This window comes from Streptomyces termitum, from assembly GCF_014650175.1.
Classification (GTDB): Bacteria; Actinomycetota; Actinomycetes; order Streptomycetales; family Streptomycetaceae; genus Streptomyces; species Streptomyces termitum.
Window position 1 is genome coordinate 493,350 of sequence record NZ_BMUL01000002.1, and the last position, 25,986, is coordinate 519,335.

21 protein-coding genes, 1 tRNA gene and 1 pseudogene are annotated in these 25,986 nt (G+C 75.8%); 2 read left to right on the forward strand and 21 right to left on the reverse strand.

The window, feature by feature from the left end:
• Positions 1-15 precede the first annotated feature (15 nt).
• The 4 genes and pseudogenes from IE219_RS05480 to IE219_RS05495 form a co-directional block, all read right to left on the reverse strand.
• Positions 16-1,733, reverse strand: a pseudogene (locus IE219_RS05480) (AMP-binding protein).
• Between the two features lie 103 nt (positions 1,734-1,836).
• The gene (locus IE219_RS05485; RefSeq protein WP_189975362.1) at positions 1,837-2,427 is read right to left on the reverse strand and encodes a lytic polysaccharide monooxygenase auxiliary activity family 9 protein; all 591 of its coding nucleotides are present in this window, start codon (positions 2,425-2,427) and stop codon (positions 1,837-1,839) included.
• A 213-nt stretch (positions 2,428-2,640) separates the two neighbouring features.
• On the reverse strand, positions 2,641-3,846 hold the full coding sequence (locus IE219_RS31565; RefSeq protein WP_229849597.1) for an SPFH domain-containing protein: 1,206 nt from the start codon (positions 3,844-3,846) through the stop codon (positions 2,641-2,643).
• A 1,214-nt stretch (positions 3,847-5,060) separates the two neighbouring features.
• The gene (locus IE219_RS05495; RefSeq protein WP_189975364.1) at positions 5,061-6,431 is read right to left on the reverse strand and encodes a peptidoglycan-binding protein; all 1,371 of its coding nucleotides are present in this window, start codon (positions 6,429-6,431) and stop codon (positions 5,061-5,063) included.
• A gap of 195 nt (positions 6,432-6,626) precedes the next feature.
• On the opposite strand from IE219_RS05495, the gene IE219_RS05500 reads away from it, so the two are divergent.
• A tRNA-Lys gene (locus tag IE219_RS05500) sits at positions 6,627-6,700 on the forward strand.
• A gap of 53 nt (positions 6,701-6,753) precedes the next feature.
• On the opposite strand, the gene IE219_RS05505 is transcribed toward IE219_RS05500, so the two are convergent.
• The 14 genes from IE219_RS05505 to IE219_RS05570 all read right to left on the reverse strand — a co-directional run bounded on the left by IE219_RS05505 (position 6,754) and on the right by IE219_RS05570 (position 21,017).
• On the reverse strand, positions 6,754-7,845 hold the full coding sequence (locus tag IE219_RS05505; RefSeq protein WP_189975365.1) for a glycoside hydrolase family 6 protein: 1,092 nt from the start codon (positions 7,843-7,845) through the stop codon (positions 6,754-6,756).
• A gap of 234 nt (positions 7,846-8,079) precedes the next feature.
• Complete coding sequence (locus IE219_RS05510) at positions 8,080-8,733, reverse strand: class F sortase (RefSeq protein WP_189975515.1); 654 nt, start codon at positions 8,731-8,733, stop codon at positions 8,080-8,082.
• Positions 8,730-9,320 carry a hypothetical protein gene (locus IE219_RS05515; RefSeq protein ID WP_189975366.1) on the reverse strand — a complete coding sequence of 197 codons (591 nt, stop codon included), beginning with the start codon at positions 9,318-9,320 and terminating at the stop codon, positions 8,730-8,732. Before IE219_RS05515 ends, IE219_RS05510 begins: the two co-directional genes overlap by 4 nt.
• Positions 9,321-9,396: 76 nt before the next feature.
• Entirely contained in the window at positions 9,397-10,176 is a 780-nt protein-coding gene (locus tag IE219_RS05520; protein ID WP_189975367.1) for an HAD-IIA family hydrolase, read from the reverse strand.
• 80 nt (positions 10,177-10,256) lie between these two features.
• Positions 10,257-11,801, reverse strand: a complete 1,545-nt coding sequence (locus IE219_RS05525; protein WP_189975368.1) for an alkaline phosphatase family protein — start codon at positions 11,799-11,801, stop codon at positions 10,257-10,259.
• Positions 11,802-11,923: 122 nt separating this feature from the next.
• Positions 11,924-12,982, reverse strand: coding sequence for a 2-aminoethylphosphonate ABC transporter substrate-binding protein (locus IE219_RS05530; RefSeq protein ID WP_189975516.1), 1,059 nt, complete (start codon positions 12,980-12,982; stop codon positions 11,924-11,926).
• Positions 12,983-13,011: 29 nt separating this feature from the next.
• Positions 13,012-13,809 carry an ABC transporter permease subunit gene (locus tag IE219_RS05535; protein ID WP_189975369.1) on the reverse strand — a complete coding sequence of 266 codons (798 nt, stop codon included), beginning with the start codon at positions 13,807-13,809 and terminating at the stop codon, positions 13,012-13,014.
• Positions 13,796-14,662: a 2-aminoethylphosphonate ABC transporter permease subunit gene (locus tag IE219_RS05540; RefSeq protein ID WP_189975370.1), complete on the reverse strand. Its 867-nt coding sequence runs from the start codon at positions 14,660-14,662 to the stop codon at positions 13,796-13,798. The genes IE219_RS05535 and IE219_RS05540 overlap by 14 nt, the downstream gene beginning before the upstream one ends.
• The gene (locus tag IE219_RS05545; RefSeq protein ID WP_189975371.1) at positions 14,655-15,707 is read right to left on the reverse strand and encodes an ABC transporter ATP-binding protein; all 1,053 of its coding nucleotides are present in this window, start codon (positions 15,705-15,707) and stop codon (positions 14,655-14,657) included. The genes IE219_RS05540 and IE219_RS05545 overlap by 8 nt, the downstream gene beginning before the upstream one ends.
• Positions 15,704-16,390, reverse strand: coding sequence for a phosphonatase-like hydrolase (locus IE219_RS05550; RefSeq protein ID WP_189975372.1), 687 nt, complete (start codon positions 16,388-16,390; stop codon positions 15,704-15,706). The genes IE219_RS05545 and IE219_RS05550 overlap by 4 nt, the downstream gene beginning before the upstream one ends.
• A 5-nt stretch (positions 16,391-16,395) precedes the next feature.
• Positions 16,396-17,517 (reverse strand): TIGR03364 family FAD-dependent oxidoreductase, encoded by a 1,122-nt coding sequence (locus tag IE219_RS05555; RefSeq protein ID WP_189975373.1) that lies wholly within the window; start codon positions 17,515-17,517, stop codon positions 16,396-16,398.
• A 123-nt stretch (positions 17,518-17,640) separates the two neighbouring features.
• Entirely contained in the window at positions 17,641-18,426 is a 786-nt protein-coding gene (locus IE219_RS05560) for a GntR family transcriptional regulator (RefSeq protein ID WP_189975374.1), read from the reverse strand.
• Between the two features lie 116 nt (positions 18,427-18,542).
• Positions 18,543-19,613, reverse strand: a complete 1,071-nt coding sequence (locus tag IE219_RS05565) for a hypothetical protein (protein WP_189975375.1) — start codon at positions 19,611-19,613, stop codon at positions 18,543-18,545.
• Between the two features lie 228 nt (positions 19,614-19,841).
• On the reverse strand, positions 19,842-21,017 hold the full coding sequence (locus tag IE219_RS05570; RefSeq protein WP_189975376.1) for an ROK family transcriptional regulator: 1,176 nt from the start codon (positions 21,015-21,017) through the stop codon (positions 19,842-19,844).
• 56 nt (positions 21,018-21,073) lie between these two features.
• Here IE219_RS05570 and IE219_RS05575 point away from each other — a divergent pair, with 56 nt between their 5' ends.
• Positions 21,074-22,192, forward strand: coding sequence for a Gfo/Idh/MocA family oxidoreductase (locus IE219_RS05575; RefSeq protein ID WP_189975377.1), 1,119 nt, complete (start codon positions 21,074-21,076; stop codon positions 22,190-22,192).
• Here IE219_RS05575 and IE219_RS05580 read toward each other — a convergent pair.
• The 3 genes from IE219_RS05580 to IE219_RS05590 form a co-directional block, all read right to left on the reverse strand.
• Complete coding sequence (locus IE219_RS05580) at positions 22,155-23,924, reverse strand: choice-of-anchor A family protein (RefSeq protein WP_189975378.1); 1,770 nt, start codon at positions 23,922-23,924, stop codon at positions 22,155-22,157. The two genes, IE219_RS05575 and IE219_RS05580, sit on opposite strands and share 38 nt — an antisense overlap.
• A 138-nt stretch (positions 23,925-24,062) precedes the next feature.
• Positions 24,063-24,932 (reverse strand): fumarylacetoacetate hydrolase family protein, encoded by an 870-nt coding sequence (locus tag IE219_RS05585; RefSeq protein WP_189975379.1) that lies wholly within the window; start codon positions 24,930-24,932, stop codon positions 24,063-24,065.
• Between the two features lie 309 nt (positions 24,933-25,241).
• Positions 25,242-25,832: a winged helix-turn-helix transcriptional regulator gene (locus IE219_RS05590; protein ID WP_189975380.1), complete on the reverse strand. Its 591-nt coding sequence runs from the start codon at positions 25,830-25,832 to the stop codon at positions 25,242-25,244.
• Between the last annotated feature and the right edge of the window lie 154 nt (positions 25,833-25,986).

Genomic DNA, 25,986 nt, shown 5'->3' on the forward strand with positions numbered 1-25,986 from the left:
CCGGTTCGCGCCGGGTCACGCCGGGGTGCGGCCGTGGCGGGTGTACTCGGCGCGGAGGGCGGTGAGGGCGTGCGGGGTGAGCGGTTCGTAGGGGGCGCCGGGGGCGGGGCGCCACCAGACCGGGTCGGCGCAGAGGAAGGAGGCGCGGCGCAGGGCGACCCGGTGGATCTTGTTGGTGGCGGTGAGCGGGAGGGCCGGGGCGATCCGGACGAAGCGCGGAGGCATCTTGGTGCCCAGGTCGGGCTGAGCGTCGAGGAAGGCGGCGAAGGCCGCCGGGTCGAAGGCCGCGCCGGGGCGCAGGGCGAGGGCCGCCATGACCTGGTCGCCCGCGACCGGGTCGGGGACCGCGTAGACGGCGACGCCCGCGGCCCGGTCCCAGCGGGCCAGGATCGCCTCGATCATCGCCGCCGCCAGGTTCTCGCTGTCCACCCGCAGCCGGTCGTCGGCGCGGCCGGCGAAGTAGAGGAAGCCGTCCGCGTCCCGGTAGAAGAGGTCCCCGGTCCAGTACCAGCCGTCGCGGCGGCGGGCGGCCTCCGCCTCCGGGTTGCGCCAGTAGCCCTCGAAGGTGCCGGAGCCGCCCCGGTTGACGAGTTCGCCGACGGCCTCGTCGGCGTTGAGGAGCCGGCCGGCGGGCGAGAGGCGGGCGGGCGGGCACTCCCGGCGGGTGGCGGGATCGACGACGGCGAGGTCGTCGCCGGGCGCCGCGCGGCCCACCGCGCCGGGCGGGGTGCCGGGGGCGCGCTGGATCGCCGCGCCGCCCTCGGAGGAGCCGTACCCCTCCACCAGGCGCACCCCGAACCGCTCGTGGAAGCGGGCCGCGTCCACCGCCCCGGCCTCGGTGCCGAAGCCGAGGCGGAGCCGGTGGTCGCGGTCGTGCGGGCCGGGCGGGGTGGCGAGGACGTACTGGACGGCGCGGCCGACGTAGGTGAAGTAGGTGGCGCCGAAGCGGCGGACGTCGGGCAGGAAGCGGGAGGCGGAGAAGCGGTCCCGGAGCGCGACGGCGGCGCCTGCGGCGGTGGGGGTGCCCCCTGTTCGAGCGAAGCCGAGAACGTGGGGGCGGGCGCCCAGTCGGCGATGACGGCGTTGCCGTGGAACATCGGCATGCAGACGTAGTGGACGTCGTCGGGTCCGGTGCCGAAGGCGCGGGCGAGGGAGGCGCCGGCCGCCGCGACCGCGCCCTGGCTGCGCAGGGCGGCCTTGGGGGCGCCGGTGGAGCCGGAGGTGAAGGTGAGGAGGTAGCGGGTGGCGGGGCCGACCGGGCCGAGGACGGCGTCGCCGGGGCGGGCGCCGGCGTAGGGCGCGAGGAGGTCGGCGTACGCGTCGGTGTCGGTGACCAGGAGGCGGACGCCGGGCAGCGGCAGGCCGTCGAGGAGCGGCAGGTGGGCGCGCTGGGTGACGAGGACCCGGCAGGCGGTGTGGGTGATGTCGCGGGCGAGTTCGGCGCCGCGCCGGGTGGGGTTGATCCCGGCGGCGGCGGCCCCCGCGAGGGCCGCCGCGCCGAGCCAGAGCGGGTACTCGGGGGTGTTGTCGAGCAGGAGGCCGAGGTGCGGCTCGCTCCCCGGCCGGGGCGGCATCAGGTCCGCGAGCAGGGCGGCGCGGGCGGCGGCGCCGGCGGCGGCCTGGTGGTGGGTGAGGATGCGGTGCTCGTCGCGCAGCCCGGTCCCATGGTCGCCCCAGCGGCGCCGTATGAGCTCCGCGACGGTGTCCGCGCCTGCCCGTGTGGTGGCCGTCATGGGGCCGGACTGTAGATGACGGCTCGTCAGAAATGAACGGCCGGGAGGCGGAAGAGGTCCCCGGCCGCCCCGGGGGTGCCGGGGCGGCCGGGGGCCGGAGCCGTCAGAACTGGACGTCCGAGCAGGCGTAGAAGGCGTTCGCGGTGTCCGCGACCGTCCACACCGCCAGGATGACGTGCCGGCCCGTCTTGCCCGCCGGGAGCGTCCCGGAGTGCGAGAGCGTGGACGGCGGCTGCTGCCGGTTGTACGGCACCGTCAGGAACGGCTGCGGGTCGAGCTGGGCCCGGGTGAGCTTGGAGTTCGGGTTCCAGCCGTTCTTGGTGATGTAGTACCGGAAGTCCGTGGTGCTGTGGCGCGCCGTGAACTGCCAGCGGAAGCTGTAGCTCTGGCCCGCCGTGACCTTGGTGGCGGGCCAGGCGCCGCCGCGCGGGTCGTCGAGCTGCGCGAAGCGGGAGTTGCCGCCCGCGCAGATCGTGCCGTCGGCGGGGCCTGCGGCCGGGAAGCCCTTGAGGCCCTCGACCGACTGCGGCTCCCACTGGATGGAGCCGCAGTTCGACACCGTGCCGTTGGCACAGAGCTTCTGACGGCTGATCGGCGAGTCGGTGTAGCCGTGGCTGCCGGCGGTGCCGGCGGCGAAGAGGGAGGCGGCCGTGACGCCGAGCGCCACGACGCCGAGCCCTGTCTTTTTGCGCATGCTGTCGCTCCAGGAAGAACGTGGGGGAGTTCTGTGGTTTCCATGGGCCGTGCCGCACGCGTGCGGGTCTTTCGGATACCTCGGGCACTTCTGGTCTGGACCAACTACCACGGTAGGGACGGGAGTTGAACATGTCCATACCAAAGACGGGGCGGCCGGGGCGGAACCGGAACCACCCCGGCACCGCCCCGGCCGCCCGGCCGGACCCCGGACTCAGGCGCCCTCGCCCGCCCCGCCCCGCCCCGTGTAGAACGCCACCGTCAGGTCCTTCACCAGCGCCTTCCGCTCGTAGTCGTCCAGCTCCACCAGACCACGGCTGGTCAGCCGGTGGACCACGTCGTCCACCGCGTCCACCACCGAGGTCAGCACGCTGTCCCGGTGCTTCGCGTCGATCGCCGCGATCCGGCGGCGGCGCATCGCCTGCGCCACCTCGGGGGCGTACTCGATCCTCGTCGGCTGCGCCGAGAACACCTCCAGGCCCACCGGCACGCACTCCGCCGACAGCAGCCGCGTCAGCGCCTCCCCCACCGCCTCCGCGTCCCGCAGCGTCGGCGCGTCCTCGTGGAACGCGTCCGCCGGAAGCTGCGACAGGACCCGCGCCATCGCCGCCTCCACCTGCTCGCGCAGGTACTCCTCGTGGCCGTCCACGCCCAGCGCGGCCCGCACGGTGTCCCGCACCCGCCACACCACCAGGACCGTCACGTCCAGCGCCGTGCCCTTCGCGTCCACGGCCGGCAGCGGCTCGCTCCGCCAGTGCCGCAGCCGCACGTCCACCCGGCGGCGCAGCAGCAGCGGGCTCGCCCACACCAGGCCCGTCCGGCGCACGGTCCCCCGGTACTCACCGAACAGCGTCAGCACCCAGGCGTACCCCACCCGGCCCCGGCCCAGCCCGCCCACCGCGAACAGCAGCGCCAGCACGCCGAGCGCGAGCAGCGCCCACTCCCCCAGGTGGATGCCGTGGTACGCGCGCGGCGGCAGGCGCAGCATCCGCTCCGCCGCGCCGGGCACCGCCCCCGCCCACCACAGCACCGCCGCGCACCCGGCGAGCGCGGCCAGCGCGCCCAGCACCCCGACCCAGCCCGGCAGCACCCGGGCGGGCCGCTCGGCCAGTTCCGGATCGGCGGTCGGCGCGGGCCGCGCCGCGGCGGGCCGCGCCGGTTTCGCCGCCGGGCGCGGGATCACGGTCCGGGACTCCGGGCGCGGGCGCGCGGGCGGCGCCATCGCGACCGTGTCCGGGCCGCCGTCGTCCGCGCCCGCCACCGCGGCGGCACCGGCGTCCCGGAACAGCAGGTGGACGGGGATCGAGCCGGTCGTCTCGACCCCGATCACGTTCTTCCGCCTCGGCAACCGCCCCACGGCCGCCACCGGCACGGCGACGGAACGCACCCGCGCCCCGGTGATCCGCGCGAAGTCGAGCACGTCCCACTCCTCCTTGAAGACACCGACGGCCGGGGGGCCGGCGGTCGGGACGGCGGCCGAACCGTCGACCGGGCCGGTGGTCGGGCCGATGATCGGGCCGACAGTCGGACCGGGGGCCGGGCCTGTGGTCGGAACGGTGGTCGGAACGGTGGTGGCGGGCGGACCTGTGGTCGGGACGGTGGTCGGGACGGTGGTGGCGGGCGGGCGTCCCGGGACCCGTCCGGCCCCGGCCGCGAGCACCCCGCCGGGAGCGACCGGCGCCGCGTCGGCCGCCGGGGGCCTGCGGCCGACGGGGGCGGCGGGCGGAGTGGCCTGGGCGGTCGGGGCGGTCTGGGCGGTCGGGGCCGTTTGGGGGGCCGGGGTGGCCGGAGCCGTGCGCGTGACGGGTGCGGACGTGGGCGCGGTGGCCCGCTCCGGACGGCTCGACCGCTCGGCGGGGGCGGCGCCCCGGTCCGGACCCGTGCCCGGTACGGCCCCGGCGTCCGGAGTCGTACGGACCGCCGGGGGCGCGGGAGCGGCGGGCCCGCCGGTGCGCGCCGGACCCGTGACCGGACCGCCGGACCGGACCGCCGACGCGGCGGACCCGACGGAAGCGGACGGGCCCGACGCGGTCGGTGCGGGTGGCGCGGGTGGCTCCGACACGGCCGGGCCCGGAGCGGTCGGGGCCGTCGCGGCCGGACGCGGCGCGACCCGAGCGGGCGCGGTCGTGGCCGGCTCGGTCGGCGCCGACGCGGCGGGGCTCGGCGCGACCGGGCCCGGCGCGACCGGCGCCTTCGGGTCCGGCGCGGGCGGCGCGGTCGGCTGTGGGGTGCCCCCGCTCCGTACCACCGGGGGTCCTGCGGGATCGCCCGCCCCGGGCCGGGCCGTCGCCGGGCCCGACCCGCCCGGGGCCGGAGGCGGACCCGGCTCGGTCCGCACGGGCTCCGGTGCCGCCTCGGCCCGTGCCGACGGCGGGATCGACTCGGCCCGCACCGGTGGCGGGGACGGCTCCGGGCGCGCCACCGGCGCCGGGTCCTGCCGCGTCACCGCCGGGGACGGCTCCGGCCGCGCCGCCGCCGGGGCCGGTGGCTGCGGGGGGTCCGGTGGGGTGGGGCGGCGGGGGAGGGTGCCGTCGGTGAGGCGGCGGGCCGTGCGCGCCGCGTCGCGCGAGGCCGCCGCTCCCGAGTCGTTCGGGTTCGCTGCCGTCATTCGGGGTCCACCTCATGCTCTCGGGGTCATCGGAACAAACGCCGCCAGGTCTCCGGGCCCGGGTAGCCGTCGGCCGCCGCGCCGCGCCAGCCCTGTGCCCGCTGGAACGCCTCGACGTTGCGGCGGTCCGCCTCCGTCCAGCGCGGACCGGGTCCCGACAGGTAGTGCTTGCCGAAGCCCCGCTTCACCAGTTGTTTGCCCAGCTTCTCCACATATGCGTTGGACTGGCCCGGACGGAAGGAGCCACGCCCGGGGAACCCGTTCGCATCTGCGCTCGGACCGCCCGAACCACTCGAACCGCCGATGTCCCGGCCCTCCCCGGTGACGAGGAGCTTCCAGGTGTGCGGACCCGGCAGACCGTCCGCCTCCTTGCCCTTCCAGCCCTGCGCGAGCTGGAACGCCTGGGTCGCCCTGCGGTCCGCCTCGCCCCACTTCGGCCCCGGGCCCTCGGTGTAGAAGCGCTTGCCGCCCCGGGCCACGAGCATCTCGCCGAGCCTGGTCACGGAGGCGTTGTTCGCGCCGGGGCCGAACTTCGCCGCGCCGGGGTACGCCGCCGGCGTCGCGACCGGGCCCGAGCCGGTGGTACCGGAGACCAGGCCCTTGTAGCGGTAGGCGACGTACCGGTCGGAGTTCTCCCAGTACGCCATCGGCGTGGCCTGCTTCCGCGTGCGCGGCTTGGTCTGCTCGTAGGCGGTGTACGAGGTGTGGGTGTAGTCCGTCCAGCCGCCGAAGAGCGTCACGTGCGAGCCCCGGGTGGGGTCGGCCGGGTTGTGGAACAGCAGGATGTCGCCGGGCTGGAGCTCGGAGCGGGCGATGCGGACGGCGAAGCGGTCGAGGCTGCCGGTCCACTCGTTGCTGCTCAGGTTCCAGGCCATCGAGATGTAGCCGGAGCAGTCCTGGCGGTATCCGTCGGACCAGTACTTGTCCATCGAGTACGGCACCCGGGCCGCGACCCACTTCTTCGCCCGGTTGATGATCTCGGTGCGGGTCGTCCTGCGGAGCGTCTCCGCCGAGACCTGACTGGTCGTCGGGACCGCGCCGGGGGTGGGCGCGGCCGGCGGGCCGTGCAGCGGGGCCCGGCCGCCCTGCGGGGTGTCGGTGACCTGCGTCACGTCGGACGCGTCGGACACGCCGGACACGTCGGCGGCCCCGGACGCGCCGGCCGGGTCCGACGGGGCGGCCGGGGCGAGGACCCCCGCGACGGCGGTGCCGCCGCCTCCGCCCAGGACCGCGCCCGCCGCCGTGACCAGGACCAGGGCCCGGCGGGCGCCGTGCGCCGCCGGGTGGCCGCCCGCGCGGACCGGCAGGCCCAGCGCGAGGTCACGCCGCTGCCGGGCACAGCCCGGGCAGCCACAGTCGGGCGCGGGTTCGAATTCTTCGAAGACCGGCACGCTCATGCGCTTCCCCTCCACACTCGTCAAGATCTTCTGGGCCTCGTTTCGGGCGCCAGTTTCTCAACTGTCTGGACAAATCGCATTTTGACGGATCAACGGTCTGATAACACCATCCGACAGGCCGGGGGCGACCTGCCGGACGATCGATATTGGTCAGAACCACGCCCGGAGGTCGGGTAGAGTTCTCTCTGTCAGCAGGCGCCGCTAGCTCAGTTGGTTAGAGCAGCTGACTCTTAATCAGCGGGTCCGGGGTTCGAGTCCCTGGCGGCGCACCGACCGGAAAGCCCCTCGCTCATGCGAGGGGCTTTCTGTTTCTCCGCTTCAACTACCGTGCGTTGCGGGCCAGTTCCAGGGCGTAGGCGTCGAACCACTCCCCCGCCCGGGGGCCGCCCCGGCACTCCCCGTCCGACTCGCCCGGCCGCTTGATCCACAGATAGGCGCGGACCAGCGGGTCGCCCGTGCGGAGGGTCGGCGGCTCGCCGAGGGCCCGGCCCGGCGGATTGCACCAGCTCTCGGCGGGGTCGCCCTCCGTGTAGGGGCCGTTCCCGTTCCGGCTGGTGTCGACGACGAAGGGCTTGCCGCCGACCAGCGCGGAGAGCTGCCGCCCGTACGCGACGCTCTCGCCGGTCGTGCGGAAGTTCGAGACGTTGACCGCGAAGCCGTCGGCCGCGGCGACGCCGGACTCCCGCAGCGGTTCGGCCAGCCGGTCCGGGGCGATCCAGCCCGCGTTGCCCGCGTCCAGGTGGACGGTGACGGCAGGCTGCCTCTTCAGCCGTTCGACGGCCGCCTTGAGCAGGGAGTACCGCTCGGCGCGGCGCTCCTCGGGGAGGCAGCCGTCCACCGCGTGCGTCACCGCGTCGGGCTCCAGGACCACCGTCGCCCGGCGGCTCCCGATGCCCCGGGCGACCGCGTCCACCCAGGCGAGGTACGCGGGCCCGTCGGGGGCGCCGCCCGCCGAGTGCAGGCCGCAGTCGCGGCCGGGGACGTCGTAGAGGACGAGGAGGGAGGCGCGGCCGGCCCGCGCCGCCGCCCCGGTCAGCTCCCTGGCCTCCGCCTCGGGACGGTCCGGGCCGATCCACTCCGCCACCGGGCGGGTCGCGATCCGGTCCAGCAGCCCGGCCTCGGCGGTCCGCCCCGCCGCGCGGTGCGCCGCCGCCGCGCGGGCGGCCTTCCCGTCCGGATTCACCCAGTAGGGCGCGCCCGCGTCGACGGCGGTCGGCCCTGCGGCGGGTTCGAGGGAGAGCGCGGCGGGCCCGGGGGACGCGGCGGCGCCGCACCCCGCGAGGGCCGCGGCGGCGAGCGCGAGGGCGAGCGGACGGGCGGCGCGGGCGGGCGCGCGGAGCCGTCCGCCGGGTCGGCGGACCCGGGCGGGAGGGGGCTCGGACGGGGGCGCCGGCGGGGGCGCGGGGAAGAACATGGGGCATCGTGACACGGCGGCCCGCCGCCCCCGCCGTGACACGGCCTCCGGCACGACGCGGCGCCGTTCCGGCACACGACCCCGGCACGGCACGGCGCCGCCCCGGCACCCGGCCCCCGCAGGGCACGCCGCGGCGCGGCACCGCACGCCCCGGCGCGCCGCGACACGGCCCCGGCCCGCCCCCGGCCACCCCGCGCCGGGGCGCGGGGTGGCCGGGGGCGGACCGGGAGGGGGTTACTCCGTCGCGGTCAGGTAGGCCGAGACGACGACGTTCGCCGTGTAGAGGCCGGCCTCGCGGTCGAAGGTGCCGCCGCAGGTGATGAGGCGGAGTTCGGCGCGGGACGGGTCGCGGGAGCCGTAGACCGCGCGGGCGTCGAAGCCCTCGCGCGGGACGACCCGCACGTCGTCGATGGTGAAGACCGCGACCGATCCGTCCGTCCGGGTGACGCGGACGTGCTGGCCGGGGCGGGCGGCGCTGAGCCCGTAGAAGACGGCGGGCCGGGTCTCGGTGTCGACGTGGCCGACGAGGAGCGCCGGTCCGGCCGCGCCGGGGGTGGTGCCGGAGCCGTACCAGCCGACCGTCTGCGGCATCTCGTACGGCGGCGGGTCGACCGCCCCGTCGGCGTCGAGGCCCCGGGGGACGACCGGGGCGTCGACGCCGAGCTCGGGCAGGGCGACGCGGCGCGGGGCGGGGGTGCCGGGGAGCGGGTCGCGGGCCGGCGGCAGCTCCACGTCCAGCGGGCGGCCGACGGCGGCGATGTCCCCGCGCGTCGGCGCCGAGCTGCCGCCGGGGCCGTCGACGCCGTCCCGGCCCCAGAGCCACAGTCCGAGGAGCAGGACCGCCCAGGCCACGCCGGTGACCGGGCGGCGGGCGGCGGCCACGGTCAGTCCGTGCCCGCGCCCGGGTCCGCTTCCCCTCGGCGGCGGGAGCTGCGGCGGGCCACCGCGACGGCGGCGACGGCCGCCATGCCGAGGCCGAGCAGGGTGTACGGGGTGCCGAGGCCGCCCTCGCCCGCGGTCTGGGCGACGCCCGGCGCGGCGGGGGCCGCGAAGGCGGCGGTGCCGCCGCCGCCCGCGCGGACCGGGGCGATCGGCACCGGCCGGTGGGTGGGCCGCTGGTGGTGGCGGCGCACGGTGACGGTGCCGATGTCGTTGTGGTCGTGGCCGTCGCAGCTGACGGAGACCTTGTAGGTGCCGTCCTCGATGTCGGAGCGCAGGGTGGCTCCGCCGTAGAGGGGGTAGTCGCCGTCCCGGCCGGTCAGCGCGGCCTCCCGGACGAACGCCTGGGACCGGGCGGCGCCGGTGGTGCCGCTGCACCCCTGGGCCCGGACGTCGACGTCGGTGTCGGGGGCCGCGGTGGACGGGGTGATGGTGACCTGGACGCCGTCGTGGGCGAAGGCGGTGCCCGCCGTGGGTGCGAGCACCAGCGCGAGGGCCGCCCCTGCGGCACTCAGCGCGATGGGACATGAACGCATGGTGACCTCCTGATACTGGCAGGGTCACCCGGTTCGGCCGTTCCCGCATCCGCAGGGGCGCGCCCGGGGGCGGCGGTCAGACGCGGTCGACGATGTCCGCGATCGACTTCACGACCTTCGAGGGGCGGAAGGGGAAGCGGTCGATCTCCGCCTGCGAGGTGAGGCCGGTGAGGACGAGGAAGGTCTGCATGCCCGCCTCCAGGCCGGCGAGGATGTCGGTGTCCATCCGGTCGCCGATCATCGCGCTGGACTCGGAGTGGGCGCCGATGGCGTTGAGCCCGGTGCGCATCATCAGCGGGTTGGGCTTGCCCGCGAAGTACGGGTCCTTGCCGGTGGCCTTGGTGATGAGGGCGGCGACGGAGCCGGTGGCGGGGAGCGGGCCCTCCAGGGAGGGGCCGGTCTCGTCGGGGTTGGTGCAGATGAAGCGGGCGCCGTTGTTGATGAGGCGGACGGCCTTGGTCATCGCCTCGAAGGAGTAGGTGCGGGTCTCGCCGAGGACCACGTAGTCGGGCTCGTGGTCGGTGAGGACGTAGCCGATGTCGTGGAGGGCGGTGGTGAGGCCGGCCTCGCCGATGACGTAGGCGGTGCCGCCGGGGCGCTGGTCGTCGAGGAACTTGGCGGTGGCGAGGGCCGAGGTCCAGATGTTCTCGACGGGCACGTCGAGGCCCATGCGGCGGAGCCGGGCGTGCAGGTCGCGGGCGGTGTAGATCGAGTTGTTGGTGAGGACCAGGAAGGGCTTCCCGGTCTCCCGCAGCTTCCTGATGAACGCGTCGGCGCCGGGGATCGGCACGCCCTCGTGGATGAGGACGCCGTCCATGTCGGTGAGCCAGGATTCGATCGGCTTGCGTTCTGCCATGGGTGCGGGACTCCTGCCGTGCGGGTCGTGCGGTGTACGGGGGCGACGCGACAGCGCTGTGGCGACGCCCCCAGCGTAGGTCAGGACGGGGTGACGGTGACCCCGTCGATCGTCCAGTACCAGTTGTTGGACCCGGTGTAGCGGAAGCGGAAGCTGACGCTCGACGCGCCGGCGGGGACGGGGACGGTCACCGCCTGGGGCTGGGAGACGACGTCGGCGGTGTAGCTCTTGACGACGGCGGGGGTGCCGCCGTTGAAGCTCGCGAGGATCTGGGCGCTCTGGGCGCCCTCCTGGCGGTAGAGCGTGGTGAAGCCGAGGGTGACGGAGGCGGCGCCGCCGACCGCGTACGCCGGGGTGACCAGCGTGGAGTCGTACGTCCCCGAGAAGGCCTTGTCGGCCCACTCGTCGGAGTCGGCGACGGCGAAGACGCCCCGGGCGCGGACGTTGAGCTCGCGCCACTGGTCGCGCTGGGAGCGGGACCAGAACTCGTCGGTGGCGAAGGACCAGCCGCGCCATTCGGCGACGCCGCCGGTGCCCATGGCGTTGTTGATGACGGACCAGCCGCTCGGCGGGGTGTGGGTGAAGCCGAGGACTCCGGCCGGGACGCCGGTCTCGTCGGCGCGGCCGGTGAGGACGGGCTGGAGGGTGTCGAAGGGGTCGGCGGTGCGCTGCTGGACGGGCTTGCCGTCGAGGCCCCAGGAGGGGTCGGGGACGATGCCGAGCTGGTGGAAGACGGTGGCGGCGACGTCCACGAGGCGGGTGTCGAGGGGGCGGGCGCCTGCGGCGATGCCGGGGCCCTGAGCGAGGACGAAGGTGCGGCGCTCCTCGACGCTGGAGCCGCCGTGGCCGCCGGCGTCGGTGTGGCCGTGGTCGGTGGCGACGAGGACGGTCCAGCGTTCGGCGGCGCGGGTGGGGCGGGCCTCGATCGCGGCGAGGAGGCGGCCGAGCTGCCGGTCCTGGACGGCGATGGCGTCGAGGTACCTGGCGTGCGCGGCGCCGTAGGTGTGGCCGATCTCGTCGGTCTCGCCGAAGTAGACGAAGAGGACGTCGGGGTTCTGGTCGCGCAGGATCTGCTCGGTGAGGCCGGTGATCACCTCGTCGTTGACGGCGTAGTCGTTGTCGTAGACGAGTTTCGCGTCGGCGCCGGGGGTGACGGTGCCGTGGGTGTCGAGTTCGGGCCAGTCGACGGCGGCGAAGAGGGAGAGTTCGGGGCGGACCTGGGCGAGGCGGGCCAGGAAGCCGGGGTAGCGGCCGTAGTTCTTGCCGGTGAAGGTGTTGTCCCGGACGCCGTGCTTGTCGGGCCAGACGCCGGTGGAGATCGTGGACCAGCCGGGGCCGGAGGAGGTGGCGGCCATGGGCTGGGCGTAGAGCAGGGAGCGGCCGTAGGTGCCGTTCGCCATGAGGGACGTGAGGACGGGGGCGTTCGCCGCGTCGATGCGGTCGTGGCGCAGGCCGTCCATGCCGACGACGAGGACCTTGTCGCGGCTGGTGCCGTTCGGGAGGACCGGGGCGGCGGTGGTGGCCGCGCGGGCGGTGGTGGCGGTGGCGAGACCGGTGGCGGCGAGGGCGGTGGTCGCGGCGGCGGTGGCGAGCACGGTGCGGCGGGGGATGCCGGTCGTCGGCATGCGATGCCTCCTGGGAGGGGGTGGGGTCACGCCAACGCCCCTGATTTCTCAGGGGCGTTGGTCCGTACCCGTTATCCTTCCGCGATCCGCGGGGGGCTTTCCAGGGGGCGTCCGGTGAACTCTCAGCTGCCGGTGGCGGTCTTCCACGCGTCGACGTAGGCGGTGAGGTTCTCGTCGATGTCGGCCCAGTCGGGCTCGAAGACCTCGACGCCGTCGATGAGCTTGGCGAGGGCGACGGCGTTGGCGTCGGCGGGCTTGACGTCCTTGCGGGCGGGGAAGCCGCCGCCGATGGCGCTGACCTCGCGCTGGGCGTTCTCGGCGAGCATGAAGTCGAGGAGCTTCTTGCCGTTCTCGGTGTGCGGGGCCTTGTCGACGAGTCCGGCCGCGTAGGGCAGGGCGAAGGTGGTGGGCCTGCCGCCCTCCTTGGCGGGGAACCAGATGCCGAGGTTCGGCATGGACTTGGCCTGGGCGAAGTTCATCTGGACGTCGCCGTTGGCGACGAGGAGTTCGCCCTTGTCGGTCTTGGGGGCGAGCTTGGAGGTGGAGGAGGACGGGCCGACGTTGTTGGCCTGGAGCTTCTTCAGGTACTCCAGGGCCGGGGCCTGGCCGCCGAAGTCGTGCATGGCCTTGATGAGGACGGCGGTGCCGTCGCCCGCGACGCCGGGGGTGGAGTACTGGAGCCGGTTCTTGAACCGGCCGTCGAGCAGGGCCTCCCAGGTGCCGGGGGGCTGCGGCAGCTCCTTCTTGTTGTGGACGAAGCCGAAGTAGTTGTTGACGACGGAGGTCCAGGTGCCGTCGGCGGCCTTGTCGGCGCCGTCGACCTGGTCGGCGCCCTTCGGGACGTACTTCTGGAGCAGGCCCTTGGAGCCGGCCTGCTGGATGAAGGGCGGGAGGGTGACGATCACGTCGGCCTGCGTGTTGGACTTCTCGCGCAGGGCCCGCTGGACCATCTCCCCGGAGCCGCCCTCCACGTACTTCACCTTGATGCCGGTCTGCTTCTCGAAGTCGGCGAAGACCTTGTCGTACCAGCCGTCGCCCTTCTCGCCCTTGAGGCCGTCGGCGCTGTAGACGGTGACGGTCTTCTCGTCGGCGGCGGCGGAGGAGCCGCCGCAGGCGGTGAGGGTGGCGGCGAGGGCGAGGGCGCCGGTGACGGCGGCGACCGGCTTGGCGTACGTGCGCATGACGTCGTTCTCTCCTGGTGTGGGGCTCATCAGCGGTAGGTGGCTTTGGTGCGGATGCGGGAGACGGCGAGCAGGACCAGCAGGGTGGTGGCCATGAGGACCACCGCGAGGGCCGATCCGGTGAAGAGGGAGCCGCGGTCGGTGGCGGTGAAGACCAGCACGGGGAGCGGCATCCAGTCCGGCGGGTAGAGCATCATCGTGGCGCTGAGCTCTCCCATGGACAGGGCGAAGCAGAGTCCGGCGGCGGCCCCGAGGGAGGGCAGCAGCAGGGGCAGCTTCACCCGCAGGAGGACGTACCAGGGGCGGGCGCCGAGACCGGCAGCCGCCTGCTCGTACATCGGGTCGAGGCGGCGGATCGCGGCCGAGACCGACTGGTGGGCGAAGGCCGTGACCAGGACGGTGTGGGCGAGGATCACGATCCAGCGGGTGCCGTTGAGGAGGATCGGGGGCCGGGAGAAGGCCACCAGGACGGCGAGGCCGACGACCACCGAGGGGACGGCCAGCGGCAGGACGAAGAGGGCGTCGAGGAGCCGGCGGCCCCGGCCGCGCAGCGCGGCGGCGGCGAGCGCGGCCCAGGTGCCGAGGGTCAGCGCGAGGGCGCTGGCGGCGGCGGCCGTGACGAGGCTGGTGGTGAGCGCCTGGAGGGACTCGCCGCGGACGGCGGCCGTGTAGTGCCCGGCGGTCGGGCCGGACGGGAAGGCGCCGGACCAGTGGGTGGAGAAGGAGGCGGCGAGGATGACGAGGAGGGGGACGGCGAACAGCGGGACGAAGAGGACCGCGAAGAGGGCCCAGGACGCCGCCCGGCCGGTCCGGCTATGCACCAGCACGCTTGCTCACCACCCGGTAGAGGCCGTAGAGGCCGACGGAGATCGCGACGTTGACGACGGCGACGACGCAGGCGGCGGCGTAGTCGGATTCGAGGATGGCCTTGGAGTAGACGAGCATCGGCAGGGTGGTGACGCCCTTGGCGCCGGTGAAGAGGACGATGCCGAACTCGTTGAGGCACATGACGAGGACGAGGCTGCCGCCGGCGGCGAGGGCGGGCAGCGCCTCGGGGAGGATCACCCGCCGCACGATCCGGGCGGGGCGGGCGCCGAGCGAGGACGCCACCTCCAGCTGGGCGGTGTCCAGTTGGGAGAAGGCGGCGAGCAGGGGCCGCATCACGAACGGGGTGAAGTACGTGATCTCGGCGAGCAGGACGCCCCACGGGGTGGTGAGGAAGTGGAAGGGCCCCTCGGCGGCGCCGGTGGCGCCGGTCCACAGTCCGTTGGCCATGCCGACCGTGCCGTACACGAACAGCAGGGCGAGGGTGATGAGGAAGGAGGGGAAGGAGAGGAAGACGTCGATGAAGCGGGAGACCGCCTTCGCCCCGGGGAAGGGCACGAAGGCCACGATCAGGGCGAGGACGAAGCCGAGGACGAGGCAGCCGACGGTGGCGCCGAGCGCGAGCCACACGGTGGTGAGGAGCGCGTCCCGGAAGGAGGCGGAGGCGAAGACGGAGGCGTACGCGCCGGGGGCGAGGGACTCCTGGACGACGAGCCCCAGCGGGTAGAGGAAGACCAGGCCGAGGACGGCGACCGGGGGCAGCGCCCACACCCAGCCGGGGACGGTACGGCTCCGCTCCCGGCGGGCGGCGGCCGGGCGGGCCGGGGCGGCGGTGGAGGTGGTGGCGCTAGCCATCGTTCACCCCCGCGGCCAGCAGGACCGCGTCCTCGGGCGCGAAGTGGAGGGTGACCTCGGAGCCCAGCGGCGGGGTCTCGCGCAGTTCGCGGACGTCCGCCTTGACCCGGTGGCCGCCGACGTCGACGTACAGCCGGTGGGTGGCGCCGCGCCACTGGACCTCGGCGATCCGGCCGGTGAGGGCGTTGGGCCCGGCGCCGAGGCCGACGAGGTGGGGGCGGACGCAGAGGGTGGCCGAGGAGCCGGGGGCGGCGCCGTCGGTGGGCAGCTCCAGGGCGGTGCCGGCGAGTTCGGCGCCGCCGGCGGTGACCCGGACCGGCAGCAGGTTGGCGTTGCCGACGAAGGAGGCGGTGAACTCGGTGCGGGGGCGCCGGTACAGCTCCTGCGGGGTGCCGCAGTCCTGGAGCCTGGCCCGGTCCATGACGGCGATCCGGTCGGCGAGGGTGAGCGCCTCGACCTGGTCGTGGGTGACGTACAGGATGGAGACGTCGGGGAGTTCGCGGTGCAGCCGGGCCAGTTCGGCGAGCATGCCGGAGCGGAGCTGGGCGTCGAGCGCGGAGAGCGGCTCGTCGAGGAGGAGGACGTCGGGGCGGATGGCGAGGGCGCGGGCGATGGCGACGCGCTGTTGCTGTCCGCCGGAGAGCTCGCGGGGGTGGCGGCGGGCGTAGGCCGCCATGCCGGTCATCTCCAGGGCCTCGGCGACCCGGCCGGGGATCTCGGCCCGGGGGTGCTTCCGCGCCTTGAGTCCGAAGGCGACGTTCTCGTCGACCCGCAGGTGCGGGAAGAGGGCGTACTGCTGGACGACCATGCCGATGCCCCGCTTGTACGGCGGGAGGTCGGTGACGTCGCGGTCGCCGATGTGGACCCGGCCGGAGCGGGGCCGGACGAAGCCGGCGACGGTCCGCAGGGCGGTGGTCTTGCCGGAGCCGGAGGGCCCGAGGAGGGCCATCACCTCGCCGGGTTCGACGGTGAGGGTGAGGGCGTCGAGGACGGTGGTGTCCCCGTAGGCGACGGAGACGGCGTCGAAGCGGATGCCGCTGGTCACGACGCGTGCTCCCGTATCGCGGCGGGGAGTCCGGCGATCGAGTCGAGGACGTGGGTGGCGCCGTGCCCGGTGAGGGCGGCGGCGTCGTGGGCGCCGGTGAGGACGCCGGCGACGATCCCGGCGCCGGCCCGGACGCCGCTGAGCATGTCGTACGAGGTGTCACCGGCGACGACCGTGCGGCGGACGTCGTCGACGGCGCCGGTGCGCAGGAGGGCGGCGAGGACCATGTCCGGGTGGGGGCGGCCGCGGCCGCCGGCGTCGGCCGGGCAGAGGGTGAGGTCGGGCAGGCCGTGCCAGCCGAGGGCGTCGAGGATGGCGTCCTGGGTGACGCGGGCGAAGCCGGTGGTGAGGACGACCGTGCGGCCCTCCTCCTTCAGCTCCGCGATGGTGGCGGCGGCGCCGGGCAGGGCGCTGATCCGGCCGCCGTCGACGAGGGCGCCGTACGCCTCCTCGAAGGCGAGGTTGGCCTGCCGGGCGCGGGTCTCGTCGCCGCCGAAGAGGTGGCGGAAGACGGAGATCTTGGACTCGCCCATGGTGGCGCGGACGTAGTCGATCATCGTGGCGGGGTCTTCGCCGAGGCGTTCGGCGGCGGCGGTGAAGGCCGCTTCGACGAGGCCGCCGTCGGCGACGGTGGTACCGGCCATGTCGAGGACGACGAGGTTCATGCGGTGCGTGCGGGTCATCTGTGTCACCAGCCCAGTTCGTTCGCGGTGGTCTCGGCGATGGCGGGCGAGCAGGTCATGCCCCGGCCGCCGGGTCCGGTGACGAGCCAGACGCCGTCCCGGACGCGCTGGCGGTGGACGACCCGGGTGGTGTCCGTGCACTGCGCGTACACGCCGGCCCAGCGGCGGCGGATCGCGGGGAGGGGGCGGCCGAGGAGGGACTCGACGACGCGGACCAGGTGCTCGTAGGGGTCCTCGACGGTGTCGAAGGCGAAGGGGTGCTCGTACTCGTGGGTGTCGCCGATGGTCAGTCCGCCGTCGAGGCGCTGCACCATGAGGAGTTGCATCCTGTGGGCGGCGGCGGTGGGGTCCTGCGCCTGGCCGGCGTTGAGCGCGTCGAGGGCGCCGGAGGCGTAGGCCGGGTAGTAGCGGAAGGAGTCGGCGTCGGCGACGGAGGTGGTCAGCGCCTCGCCGAGGGGGGCGGTCTGCATCATCTGGAGGCGGACCCGGCGGACCGGGACCGGGCCGGCGACCTCGCGGACCAGGCCGGAGAGCCAGGCGCCGGTGCACAGCACGACGGCGTCGCCGCTGTGCAGGTCGCCGTGGTCGTCGCGGACGGCGTGCTCGCCGACGACCTCGCGGACCTCGCGGTTCGGGAGGAAGGTGTAGCGGCCGGTGGCGAGGAGCGCCTCGCGCAGGGCGAGCTGGGCGGTGCGGGGCTCGACGGCGGCGTCCCGCTCGCACCACAGGGCGGCGTCGAAGGAGCCGCGCAGGGCCGGGTTGACCGCGCGGGCCTCCTCGGGGGTGAGGAGCTTGTAGCCGCGGGCGGCGGCGTCCTCGCGGGCGACGGCCGCCTCGGCGACGGCGGTCTCCAGCGCGCCCCGGACGGGGGTGAGGGAGCCGATGGCCCGGAAGCCGAGGCCGGGGACGCGGGCCCCGATGCCCTCCCAGAGTTCGCGGGCGCGCAGGGCGGTGTCGAGTTCCTCGCCGCCCGCGCGTCCGCTGACCCAGATCTGGCCGAAGTTGCGGAGGGAGGCGCCGCGCGCCTCGGCCTCCCGTTCGATGTGCACGACCTCGTGGCCGCGCTCCACTGCCTGCCAGGCGTGCATGGTGCCCACCACGCCTGCTCCTACGACGATCACCTTCATGCCGTCCACGGTGCGGGCGGCGGGTGACCCGGTCCGGTCGGGCGGACGACGGGACGGTGAACGGCCCGCCAAGCTTGGACCAGACCCGTTACCGTTCCGTGATCAGGGTTTCCGTGACGGAGGTCAGTCCTGCGGGCCCAGGTGGGCGGTGAAGCTGAACCGGTCGCCCCGGTAGAGGGTCCTGACCCGCTCCAGGGGCCGCCCCGCCCCGTCCCGCGAGACGCGGTGCAGCAGCAGCATCGGCAGCGCGGGCGGGGTGCCGACGAGGAGCGCCTCGCGCGGGGTGGCGAGCACCGTCTCGATCTTCTCGTCGGCGTCGCCGAAGACGATGCCGAGCCGGTCGCGGAGGTAGCCGTAGAAGGAGGAGTCGGGGTCGAAGTCGGCGTCCAGGCGCGGGGCGCGGGCCTCGGAGACGTACGTGCTCTCCAGGCCGACCCGCTCGTCGTCGGCGAGCAGCACCCGCTCCATGTGCCAGACCGGCTCGCCGGGCGCGGCGCCGACCTCGGGCGCGAGCGCGTCGGGGCAGGGGAAGCGGTCCAGGGAGATCAGCGAACGGCCGGGGCGGCGGCCCTGGCGGCGCAGCCCCTCGGTGTAACTGGCCAGCGACAGCGGCTGTTCGAGCTTGGGCCCGGCGACGACGGTGCCGCGCCCCCGGCGGCGCACCCGCCCCTCCAGGAGCAGTTCGCGCAGCGCCTGCCGCAGGGTCTCGCGGGACACCTCGTAGCGGACGGCGAGTTCGCGCTCGGTGGGCAGCGCGCCGCCCTCCCCCAGCTCGTCGACGAGGACGGAGAGCCGCGCCTTCACCGCGTAGTACTTCGGCACGCGGCCGTGCTCGGGGACGCCGGAACGGACGGGCGAGCCGGGCGCGCCGGGGGCGGCGGGGCCGGGCGGGGCGTGGTGGCGGTTCATCCCGGGATCGTCGCAGACGGGGGTGAACGGGAGGGTGTCCGGCGGGTGGACCGGGGGTGCGGGGGCGCGGGGCGGCACGCGGACCCGGCGGGTGGACCGGGGGCGCGGGGCGGGGCTCAGGCCCGGCGGCGGGCGGCCCGGACGAGGAGGGCGCCGGCCAGGACGAGAAGGGCCGCGCCCAGGGCCGGGAGGAGGGCGTCCCGCCCGCCCGTGGCGGCGAGTTGGGGAAGCCCGGGGCGGGTGGCGGGGTCCCCTTCGGCGTACTCGTCGCCGTCGCCGTTTCCGTCCCCGGTGGAGGGCTCCGGGGCCGCAGATCCGTCAGGTACGGGGACGGGGGCACCCGGCGGGGTGGGCGCGGGCGGCGGGGAGGACGCGGGGGGTACGGGAGGGAGCGCGGGGTCCGCGGACGGCGCGGGGGCGGTGGGGCGTGCGGGAGCGGTGGACGGTGCGGGAGCGCTGGGGGGCCTGGGGCCGGTGGGGGGCGCGGGGCCTTCGGGGCCGGGCGGGCCGATGGTGAGCCGGTGGTCGTCGGAGCGGCCGATCCAGTCCCCGTCGGCGCCGCGCCGCTGGACCAGCACGGCCCCGAGGACGACCTCCTGCGGTGCGGCGTCGGCACGGAAGGCGAGCCGGACGGGGACGGCGAGGGTCCGCCCGGCGGCGACCGAGAAGCCGTCGAAGCGGGTGGGGGCGTCGGGGTCGGCGGAACGGTCCGGCCCGCCCGGGGCGTCGGGCCCGTTCGGGTCGGTGAACGCGCCGACGTTCTCCGCCTCGTCGGTGGTCTCGAAGGCGACCGGACGCCAGCGGCGGGCCCCGTCGTCGTAGAAGTCGAGCCGGATCTGCCCGGGGCGCAGCGCCCGCAGCGCGTCGGTGAGGACGAGGACCGGGTGCACCCCGGCGCAGAGGCTCCCGGTGGTGTTGCGCAGCTCCAGCTCCCAGACGGCGGGCGCGCCGCCCGCCGCAAGGGCGTCGGGCGCGTCGCGGAAGCGGACGTCGAGCGGGAAGGCGTCGTCGGAGGCGCGCCCGCAGGCGGGCGCGGGCGGGGCGGGGGCGGCCGGGGCGAGAAGGGCGGGGGCGGCGGGCGCGGGGGTCGGGGCGGTGGGGCGGGCGGTCGCCGCGGGGGCGGCGGACAGGACCACGACGGTCGCGGCGGCGAGGGCGCCGCGCAGGGGCCGGGGAGCGGGTGCCATGGCGGACGCCTTTGCTGCTCGCGGACGTGCGGGTCGCCCGCGACGCTGCCACACCGCCCGGCCGGGGACGGGCGGCGGCACCGGGGGGCCACCCGACCGGCCCGCCGGATCCGCCCGATCAGCGTACGGTCGGACGATCCGACGGTACGACCCTCGATCCGGGCCCCCGCCCACCACTCCGGCCGCCCGGCGGCCCGGCACCGGGCCCGGCCCCCTCCGGCCCCACCGTCACTCCCCGCCCACCGGCCCGCCCACCGGCCCGAGCGTCGCCCCGCCCGCCGTCCCGTCCAGGCCGAAGAACGGTGCCAGGACCAGGTGGGCCGCGCCCGTCGCCACCGCGTGCGGGGCGGTCACGGTCTCGACCGGGACCGGCAGTCCGAGGCCGGCCAGGACCGCCCGCACCCCGGCCGCGAGGACGTCGGGGGCGCCGCGCACCACCCGGCCGCCGAGCAGGATGCGGTCGGCGTCGAGGAGCCGGACGAGGTTGGCCGCGCCGGTGCCGAGGAGCCGGGCCGCGCCGGGCAGGTCGCCGCGCGCCACCGCCGCCAGGCAGAGGACCTCCAGGCAGCCGCGCGCCCCGCAGGCGCACGGGGGCCCGTCGAGCTGGACGGTCTGGTGGCCCAGCTCGCCGGCCCCGGTCCGCGCGCCGCGCAGCGGGACGCCGCCGAGGACGAGGCCGGCGCCGAGCCCCGTACCGAGGTGGACGTAGGCGAAGGAGCGGGGGGCGCCGGGGCGCAGGGCGAGGCCGAGGGCGGCGGCGTTGGTGTCCTTGTCGAGGGTGACGGGCAGGCCGATCCTGGCGGCCAGCGCGTCCCGCACCGGCTCCCCCGCCCAGACGGGCGCGCCGGTGACCCGCCCCGGCACGCCCCGCCGGTGGTCCAGCGGTCCGGGCATGGCCACGCCGGCGCCGAGCATCCGGGCCGGTCCGGCGGACGGCAGCGCCCGTACCTCCGCCGCGACGGCCGCGAGGACCGGTCCGGGGCCCGCCGTCAGGTCCAGGGACCGGCGGCGGACGGCGAGCGGGGTCCCGGCGAGGTCGGTCAGGACGACGGTCGCCCCGTCCCGGTCGAGGTGGACGCCGACGGCGCGCGCGGCGCCGGGGACGAGCCGCAGCACCGTGCGGGGCTTGCCGCCGGTGGAGGCGCGGCGCCCGGCCCCGTCGGCGAGCCCCTCGGCGCGCAGCCGGGCGGTGATCTTGCTGACGGCCTGCGGGGTGAGGCCGGTGCGGTCGGCGAGTTCGAGGCGGCTGATGCCGTCGGGGCCCGCCGTGCGCAGCAGGTCGAGGACGAGGGCCGCGTTGTGCCCGCGCAGCACGGCCAGGTTCGCGCCCCCGCCCGCGGGGCCCGTGCCGGTGCCGCCGGGGTCCGTCGCGTCGGGGCCTGTCGCGTCCGGGTCTCTCGTCATCGGGCCATTGTCGCCGCTGCTTGCACTTGGGCAACAGCGTTGCTTAAGTGCGGTGCATGACTGCTGCTCCCCGGACGCCCGCTCCCCTCCGCGTCGGGCTCGTCGGCTACGGCCTCGCGGGCTCCGTCTTCCACGCGCCGCTGATCGCCGCCTGTGACGGCCTGACACTCGCCGCCGTCACCACCGGCGATCCCGAACGGGCCGCCGGGGCACGGGCCGCGCACCCCGGGGTGCGGGTCCTCCCCCGCCCCGAGGACCTGTGGGCCCCCGGCGCGGAACCCCTCGACCTGATCGTCGTCGCCTCCCCCAACAAGACCCACGTCCCGCTCGCCACCGCCGCCCTGGAGGCCGGCCTCCCGGTGGTCGTCGACAAGCCGCTCGCCGCGACCGCCGCCGAGGCGCGCGGCCTCGCGGACCTCGCCGAGCGGCGCGGGCTGCTGCTCTCCGCCTTCCAGAACCGCCGCTGGGACAGCGACTTCCTCACCCTGCGCCGTCTGCTCGACGCGGACGGGCTCGGCGAGGTGCGGCGCTTCGAGTCCCGCTTCGAGCGCTGGCGGCCCCGGCCGAAGGGCGGCTGGCGCGAGTCCGGGGCGCCGGAGGAGATCGGCGGCCTCCTGTACGACCTGGGCAGCCACGTCGTCGACCAGGCGCTGGTCCTCTTCGGCCCGGCGGTCTCCGTCTACGCCGAGTCGGACGTGCGCCGCCCCGGCGCGGAGGCCGACGACGACACCTTCCTCGCCGTCACCCACGCGAACGGGGTCCGCTCGCACCTGTACGTGAGCTCCACCGCCGCCCAGTTGGGGCCGAGGTTCCGGGTGCTCGGGGAGCGCGCGGGCTTCGTCACGTACGGACTCGACCCGCAGGAGGCGGCGCTGCGCGCGGGCCTGCGCCCCGGCCCCGGCACCGCCTGGGGCGTGGACCCCGGGGCGCCGTGGGGCCGGGTCGGCGCCGGGGAGTCCCCGCTGACCGGCGGCGGGACTCCCGTCGAGCCGGTGCCGGGGGACTACCCGGCCTTCTACGCGGCCGTGGCCGCCGCCGTGCGGGGCGACGGCCCGAACCCGGTCACCGCGCGCGAGGCCGCCGCCGCCCTGGAGGTCCTGGAGGCGGCGAAGCGGTCCGCGCGCGAGGGCGTCACCGTCAGGCTGCCCCGCCCGAGCGGCGGCGCCGGCGGCTGACGGCCACGAGGAGGCCGCCGCCCGCGGCGAGCAGGGCCGCGGTCACGCCCATGACGGTCTTCCCGGTGCCGGAACCGGTCTCGGGGAGCTGGGCCCCCATGCCGCCCTGCGGCCCGTGACCGCCGCCGCTGTCCCCGCCGTACCCGCCGTCGTCGCCGTAGCCCCCGTCGTCACCGTACCCACCGGTCGTCCCCCCGTCGGAGGAACCGGTCGGGGTGGGGGTGGGGGTGGTCTCGGTAGGAGTCGGCTCGGTCGGCGTCGGCGTCGTCTCGGTGGGGGTCGGCTCGGTGGGAGTCGGGGTGGTCTCCGTGGGAGTCGGCTCCGTGGGGGTCGGAGTGGTCTCCGTCGGCGTCGGCTCCGTCGGGGTCGGCGTCGTCTCGGTGGGGGTCGGCTCCGTGGGAGTCGGAGTCGTCTCCGTCGGCGTCGGCTCGGTCGGCGTGGGGGTGGTCTCGGTCGGCGTCGGCTCGGTGGGAGTCGGGGTGGTCTCCGTCGGCGTCGGCTCGGTCGGCGTCGGCGTCGTCTCGGTGGGGGTCGGCTCCGTCGGCGTGGGAGTCGTCTCCGTCGGCGTCGGCTCGGTCGGTGTGGGGGTGGTCTCGGTCGGCGTCGGCTCCGTCGGGGTCGGCGTCGTCTCCGTGGGCGTCGGCGTCGGCGTGGTCGGCTCCGTGCAGGACGGGAGGTCGCCGTTGAACGGGTAGTTGTGGATCTCCTGGCCTCCGCCGCCGCCCGGCTCCGAGGCGTGGGTCAGGTTGCCGGTGGTGAAGAACCGGCCGTTCATGCCGGGCATGGTGATCGTCGTCGTACTGGCCTGGTTGCCGACGAGGACGCTGCCCGCGAACTGCGCGCCGCCCTCGAACTTCACCCGCGTCGCGTCCGGGAAGTTCCACAGCAGCCGGTCGCGCAGGCCCGGGAGGCCGTCGATGTAGCTGTCGATGGTCCGCTCCGCGCCGAGGACGTTGACCAGCACCGTCGCGGTGTCGGGGATGTTCTCGAAGCGGATGTTCTGCGGGCCGCCGCTCGCCGTCTCCATGTCGAAGTCGACGGTGAAGACCTGGAGCGCGGAGGTCCCGTCGCCGGTGAAGAGGGTCTCGTACCCGGCGTTGACGGCCGTGCCGGTGGGGGTGCGGGAGGCGCCGGAGACGTACGCGTAGCACTGGCTGGCGTCGGTGAGCTGGCCGCGCAGGGCGGTGTACGGGGTGACGGCGGCGTCGTCCTGGACGGGGTCGGGGACGACGGTGCCGCTGAGGGCGCCCGCGTACCGGGTCGTGCCGGTGACCGTGCCCTCCTCGGTGAGGACGCGCTGCCCGGCGGCGACCGTGAGGTCCTTGCCGACGCTGAGGAAGTCGGTGCCGTTCTCGGGCGGGACGCGCGAACCGACGCCCGCGACGCCCACGTTGTAGACGGCGGACGCGCCCTCGCGCTTGTTCTGGTCGAAGCCGCCGAGGACGACGACCTTGCCCTCCGCCTCGGCCGCGGCCTCGCGGACCAGGAAGTCGCCGCCGACGAAGACGTTGATCCCGTTGTCGCGCCACTGCACCGGGCCGTTGTTGATGTCGGGGTACGTACCCGGGCAGTTGCCGGGCACGCAGGGGCCGAGGCCGCCGGGGAGCGGATCGGCGGCACCGGCGACGGAGAGGACGCCGACGAGCGTGCCCGCGCCGAGGACGGCGGTGGCGGCGGAGAGGGCCAGGCGTGACCTGCGATGGGGAACGGCTGCGCGCTTCGGAGATTCCATAAGCCGCAATATGCAGAAAAAAGGACGCAAATGGCGACGCCCCACGCGGGGCGCCGCCACATTCGGACGCGTCGTCGGACGCTTCGGGCGTACCTCCGGACACCGGGGGGCGCGCCACCGGGCGCTCCGGACGCGCCGTCAGGCGCCCTTGAGCTCCTGCCGCTGGCGGCCCAGACCCTCGACCTCCAGCTCGACGACGTCACCGGGCCGGAGGTACGGCTTGGGCTCCGGCTGCCCCATGGCGACACCGGCGGGCGTGCCGGTGTTGATGACGTCGCCGGGGTACAGCGTCATGAACCGGCTGACGTACCGGACGACCTCGGCCACCGGGAAGATCTGGTCGGAGGTGTGGCCCTCCTGCCGCGGTTCGCCGTTGACCCACAGCCGCAGGGTCAGGTCCTGCGGGTCGGGGACCTCGTCGGCCGTGACCAGCCAGGGCCCCAGCGGGTTGAAGGTCTCGCAGTTCTTGCCCTTGTCCCAGGTGCCGCCGCGCTCGATCTGGAACTCGCGCTCCGAGACGTCGTGCGCGACCGCGTACCCGGCGACGTGCGCGAGGGCCTCCTCGTCGGTCTCCAGGTAGCGGGCGGTCCGGCCGATGACGACGGCCAGCTCGACCTCCCAGTCCGTCTTCACCGAACCGCGCGGGACGAGCACGGTGTCGTCGGGGCCGACGACCGTGTCGGCGGCCTTGAGGAAGACGACCGGCTCGGTGGGGACCGCCTGCCCGGTCTCGGCGGCGTGCCCGTGGTAGTTCAGCCCGATGCACACGACCTTGCCGATCCGCCCGACCGGCGGGCCGACGCGCAGGCCCGTCGGGTCGCCGGTGCCGCCGAGCGGCGGCAGCACGCCGGCGCCCGCGGCGGCCCGGATCAGGTCGAGGGTGGCGGCGTCCGAGAGCAGCGTTCCGTCGACGTCGTCGGTGAAGGCGGACAGGTCGCGGAGGGTGCCGTCGCCGTCGAGGAGGGCGGGGCGCTCGGCGCCCGGCGGGCCGACTCGCAGCAGCTTCATGGTCTTCTCCCTGTGGTCGAGGTGGGCCCGGAGGGGAGGCCCTGAGGTGCCCCGGCCGATGGAGTGCGGCCATCGGAGGATTGGTCGATCGTCCAAGACTCCGGGTCAGCCCGCAAGACCCCGTTCATCCACCGGACCCTACGCACGGGTAACCGGGAGGGGGGCGGACCGGAGAGGGAGCGCCCTGCGGAGGCGGGAAGGGACGGCCGCGGGAGGGGGCGGGAAGCCGCGGGGGTACGGAAACGGGGGCGGAGGCGCGGGTCACCGCGGGACCAGACTCCCGCTCGCCGCGCCTCCGCCCCCGCCCTTTCAGTGTCCGTCGGGTACGACGACCGGGGCGGCCGGAGAGTTCCCGGCGGGCGGCTCGTGCTCCAGCGGGACGAGGAGGCGGCGGGGCCGCAGGAGGGCCCGGCTCACCGGATCGGCGGGGTCGGGGTCGAGCCCGGCGCCGGGCCGCATCTCGATGTCGGCGGGCGGCACGGCCCGGCCGTGGGACGGGCACCCGGCGGAGGGGCACTCGCCGCCGGGGCCGAGTTCGGTGCCGCAGGCGGCGTGGTGGAAGCGGCGCATCGGGAGGGTGCCGGGAATCCGGTCCCGGCCCCAGGCGCCGAGGGCGCGCAGGACGGGCCAGAGGGCGAGGCCGGCCTCGGTGAGGACGTACTCGTCGCGCGGCGGGGACTCCTGGTAGCGCCGCCGGTCGAGGACCCCGGCGTCGACGAGGGCCTGGAGGCGGGCGGCGAGCACGGCGCGGGGGGCGCCGAGGTGGGCGAGGAAGTCGCCGTAGCGCCGGACGCCGTAGAAGGCGTCGCGCACGACGAGGAGGGTCCAGCGCTCGCCGACGACTTCGAGGGAGCGGGCGATGGAGCACTGCTGGTGGGCGTAGTCCTTGCCGAGGGCCATGGGGCCAGCGTACCCATTCATCGGTTCATTCACCGAACCCAGCGGGTAGAGTCATGGTTCAATCACTGAACTGACAGTCGGTCGAGCGGGTGGAGGTCCCCGTGCGCGCAGACAGCCCCCTCGGAGGAACCCCGGCGGGTACGAGGACGACGAC

Coding starts and splice junctions, on each gene's coding strand:
- IE219_RS05485 (WP_189975362.1), bottom strand. CDS start 2,427: ATGCGCAAAAAGACAGGGCTCGGCGTCGTGGCGCTCGGCGTCACGGCC.
- IE219_RS05495 (WP_189975364.1), bottom strand. CDS start 6,431: ATGAGCGTGCCGGTCTTCGAAGAATTCGAACCCGCGCCCGACTGTGGC.
- IE219_RS05505 (WP_189975365.1), bottom strand. CDS start 7,845: ATGTTCTTCCCCGCGCCCCCGCCGGCGCCCCCGTCCGAGCCCCCTCCC.
- IE219_RS05515 (WP_189975366.1), bottom strand. CDS start 9,320: ATGCGTTCATGTCCCATCGCGCTGAGTGCCGCAGGGGCGGCCCTCGCG.
- IE219_RS05520 (WP_189975367.1), bottom strand. CDS start 10,176: ATGGCAGAACGCAAGCCGATCGAATCCTGGCTCACCGACATGGACGGC.
- IE219_RS05525 (WP_189975368.1), bottom strand. CDS start 11,801: ATGCCGACGACCGGCATCCCCCGCCGCACCGTGCTCGCCACCGCCGCC.
- IE219_RS05530 (WP_189975516.1), bottom strand. CDS start 12,982: ATGCGCACGTACGCCAAGCCGGTCGCCGCCGTCACCGGCGCCCTCGCC.
- IE219_RS05540 (WP_189975370.1), bottom strand. CDS start 14,662: ATGGCTAGCGCCACCACCTCCACCGCCGCCCCGGCCCGCCCGGCCGCC.
- IE219_RS05550 (WP_189975372.1), bottom strand. CDS start 16,390: ATGACCCGCACGCACCGCATGAACCTCGTCGTCCTCGACATGGCCGGT.
- IE219_RS05555 (WP_189975373.1), bottom strand. CDS start 17,517: ATGAAGGTGATCGTCGTAGGAGCAGGCGTGGTGGGCACCATGCACGCC.
- IE219_RS05560 (WP_189975374.1), bottom strand. CDS start 18,426: ATGAACCGCCACCACGCCCCGCCCGGCCCCGCCGCCCCCGGCGCGCCC.
- IE219_RS05565 (WP_189975375.1), bottom strand. CDS start 19,613: ATGGCACCCGCTCCCCGGCCCCTGCGCGGCGCCCTCGCCGCCGCGACC.
- IE219_RS05570 (WP_189975376.1), bottom strand. CDS start 21,017: ATGACGAGAGACCCGGACGCGACAGGCCCCGACGCGACGGACCCCGGC.
- IE219_RS05575 (WP_189975377.1), top strand. CDS start 21,074: ATGACTGCTGCTCCCCGGACGCCCGCTCCCCTCCGCGTCGGGCTCGTC.
- IE219_RS05580 (WP_189975378.1), bottom strand. CDS start 23,924: ATGGAATCTCCGAAGCGCGCAGCCGTTCCCCATCGCAGGTCACGCCTG.
- IE219_RS05585 (WP_189975379.1), bottom strand. CDS start 24,932: ATGAAGCTGCTGCGAGTCGGCCCGCCGGGCGCCGAGCGCCCCGCCCTC.
- IE219_RS05590 (WP_189975380.1), bottom strand. CDS start 25,832: ATGGCCCTCGGCAAGGACTACGCCCACCAGCAGTGCTCCATCGCCCGC.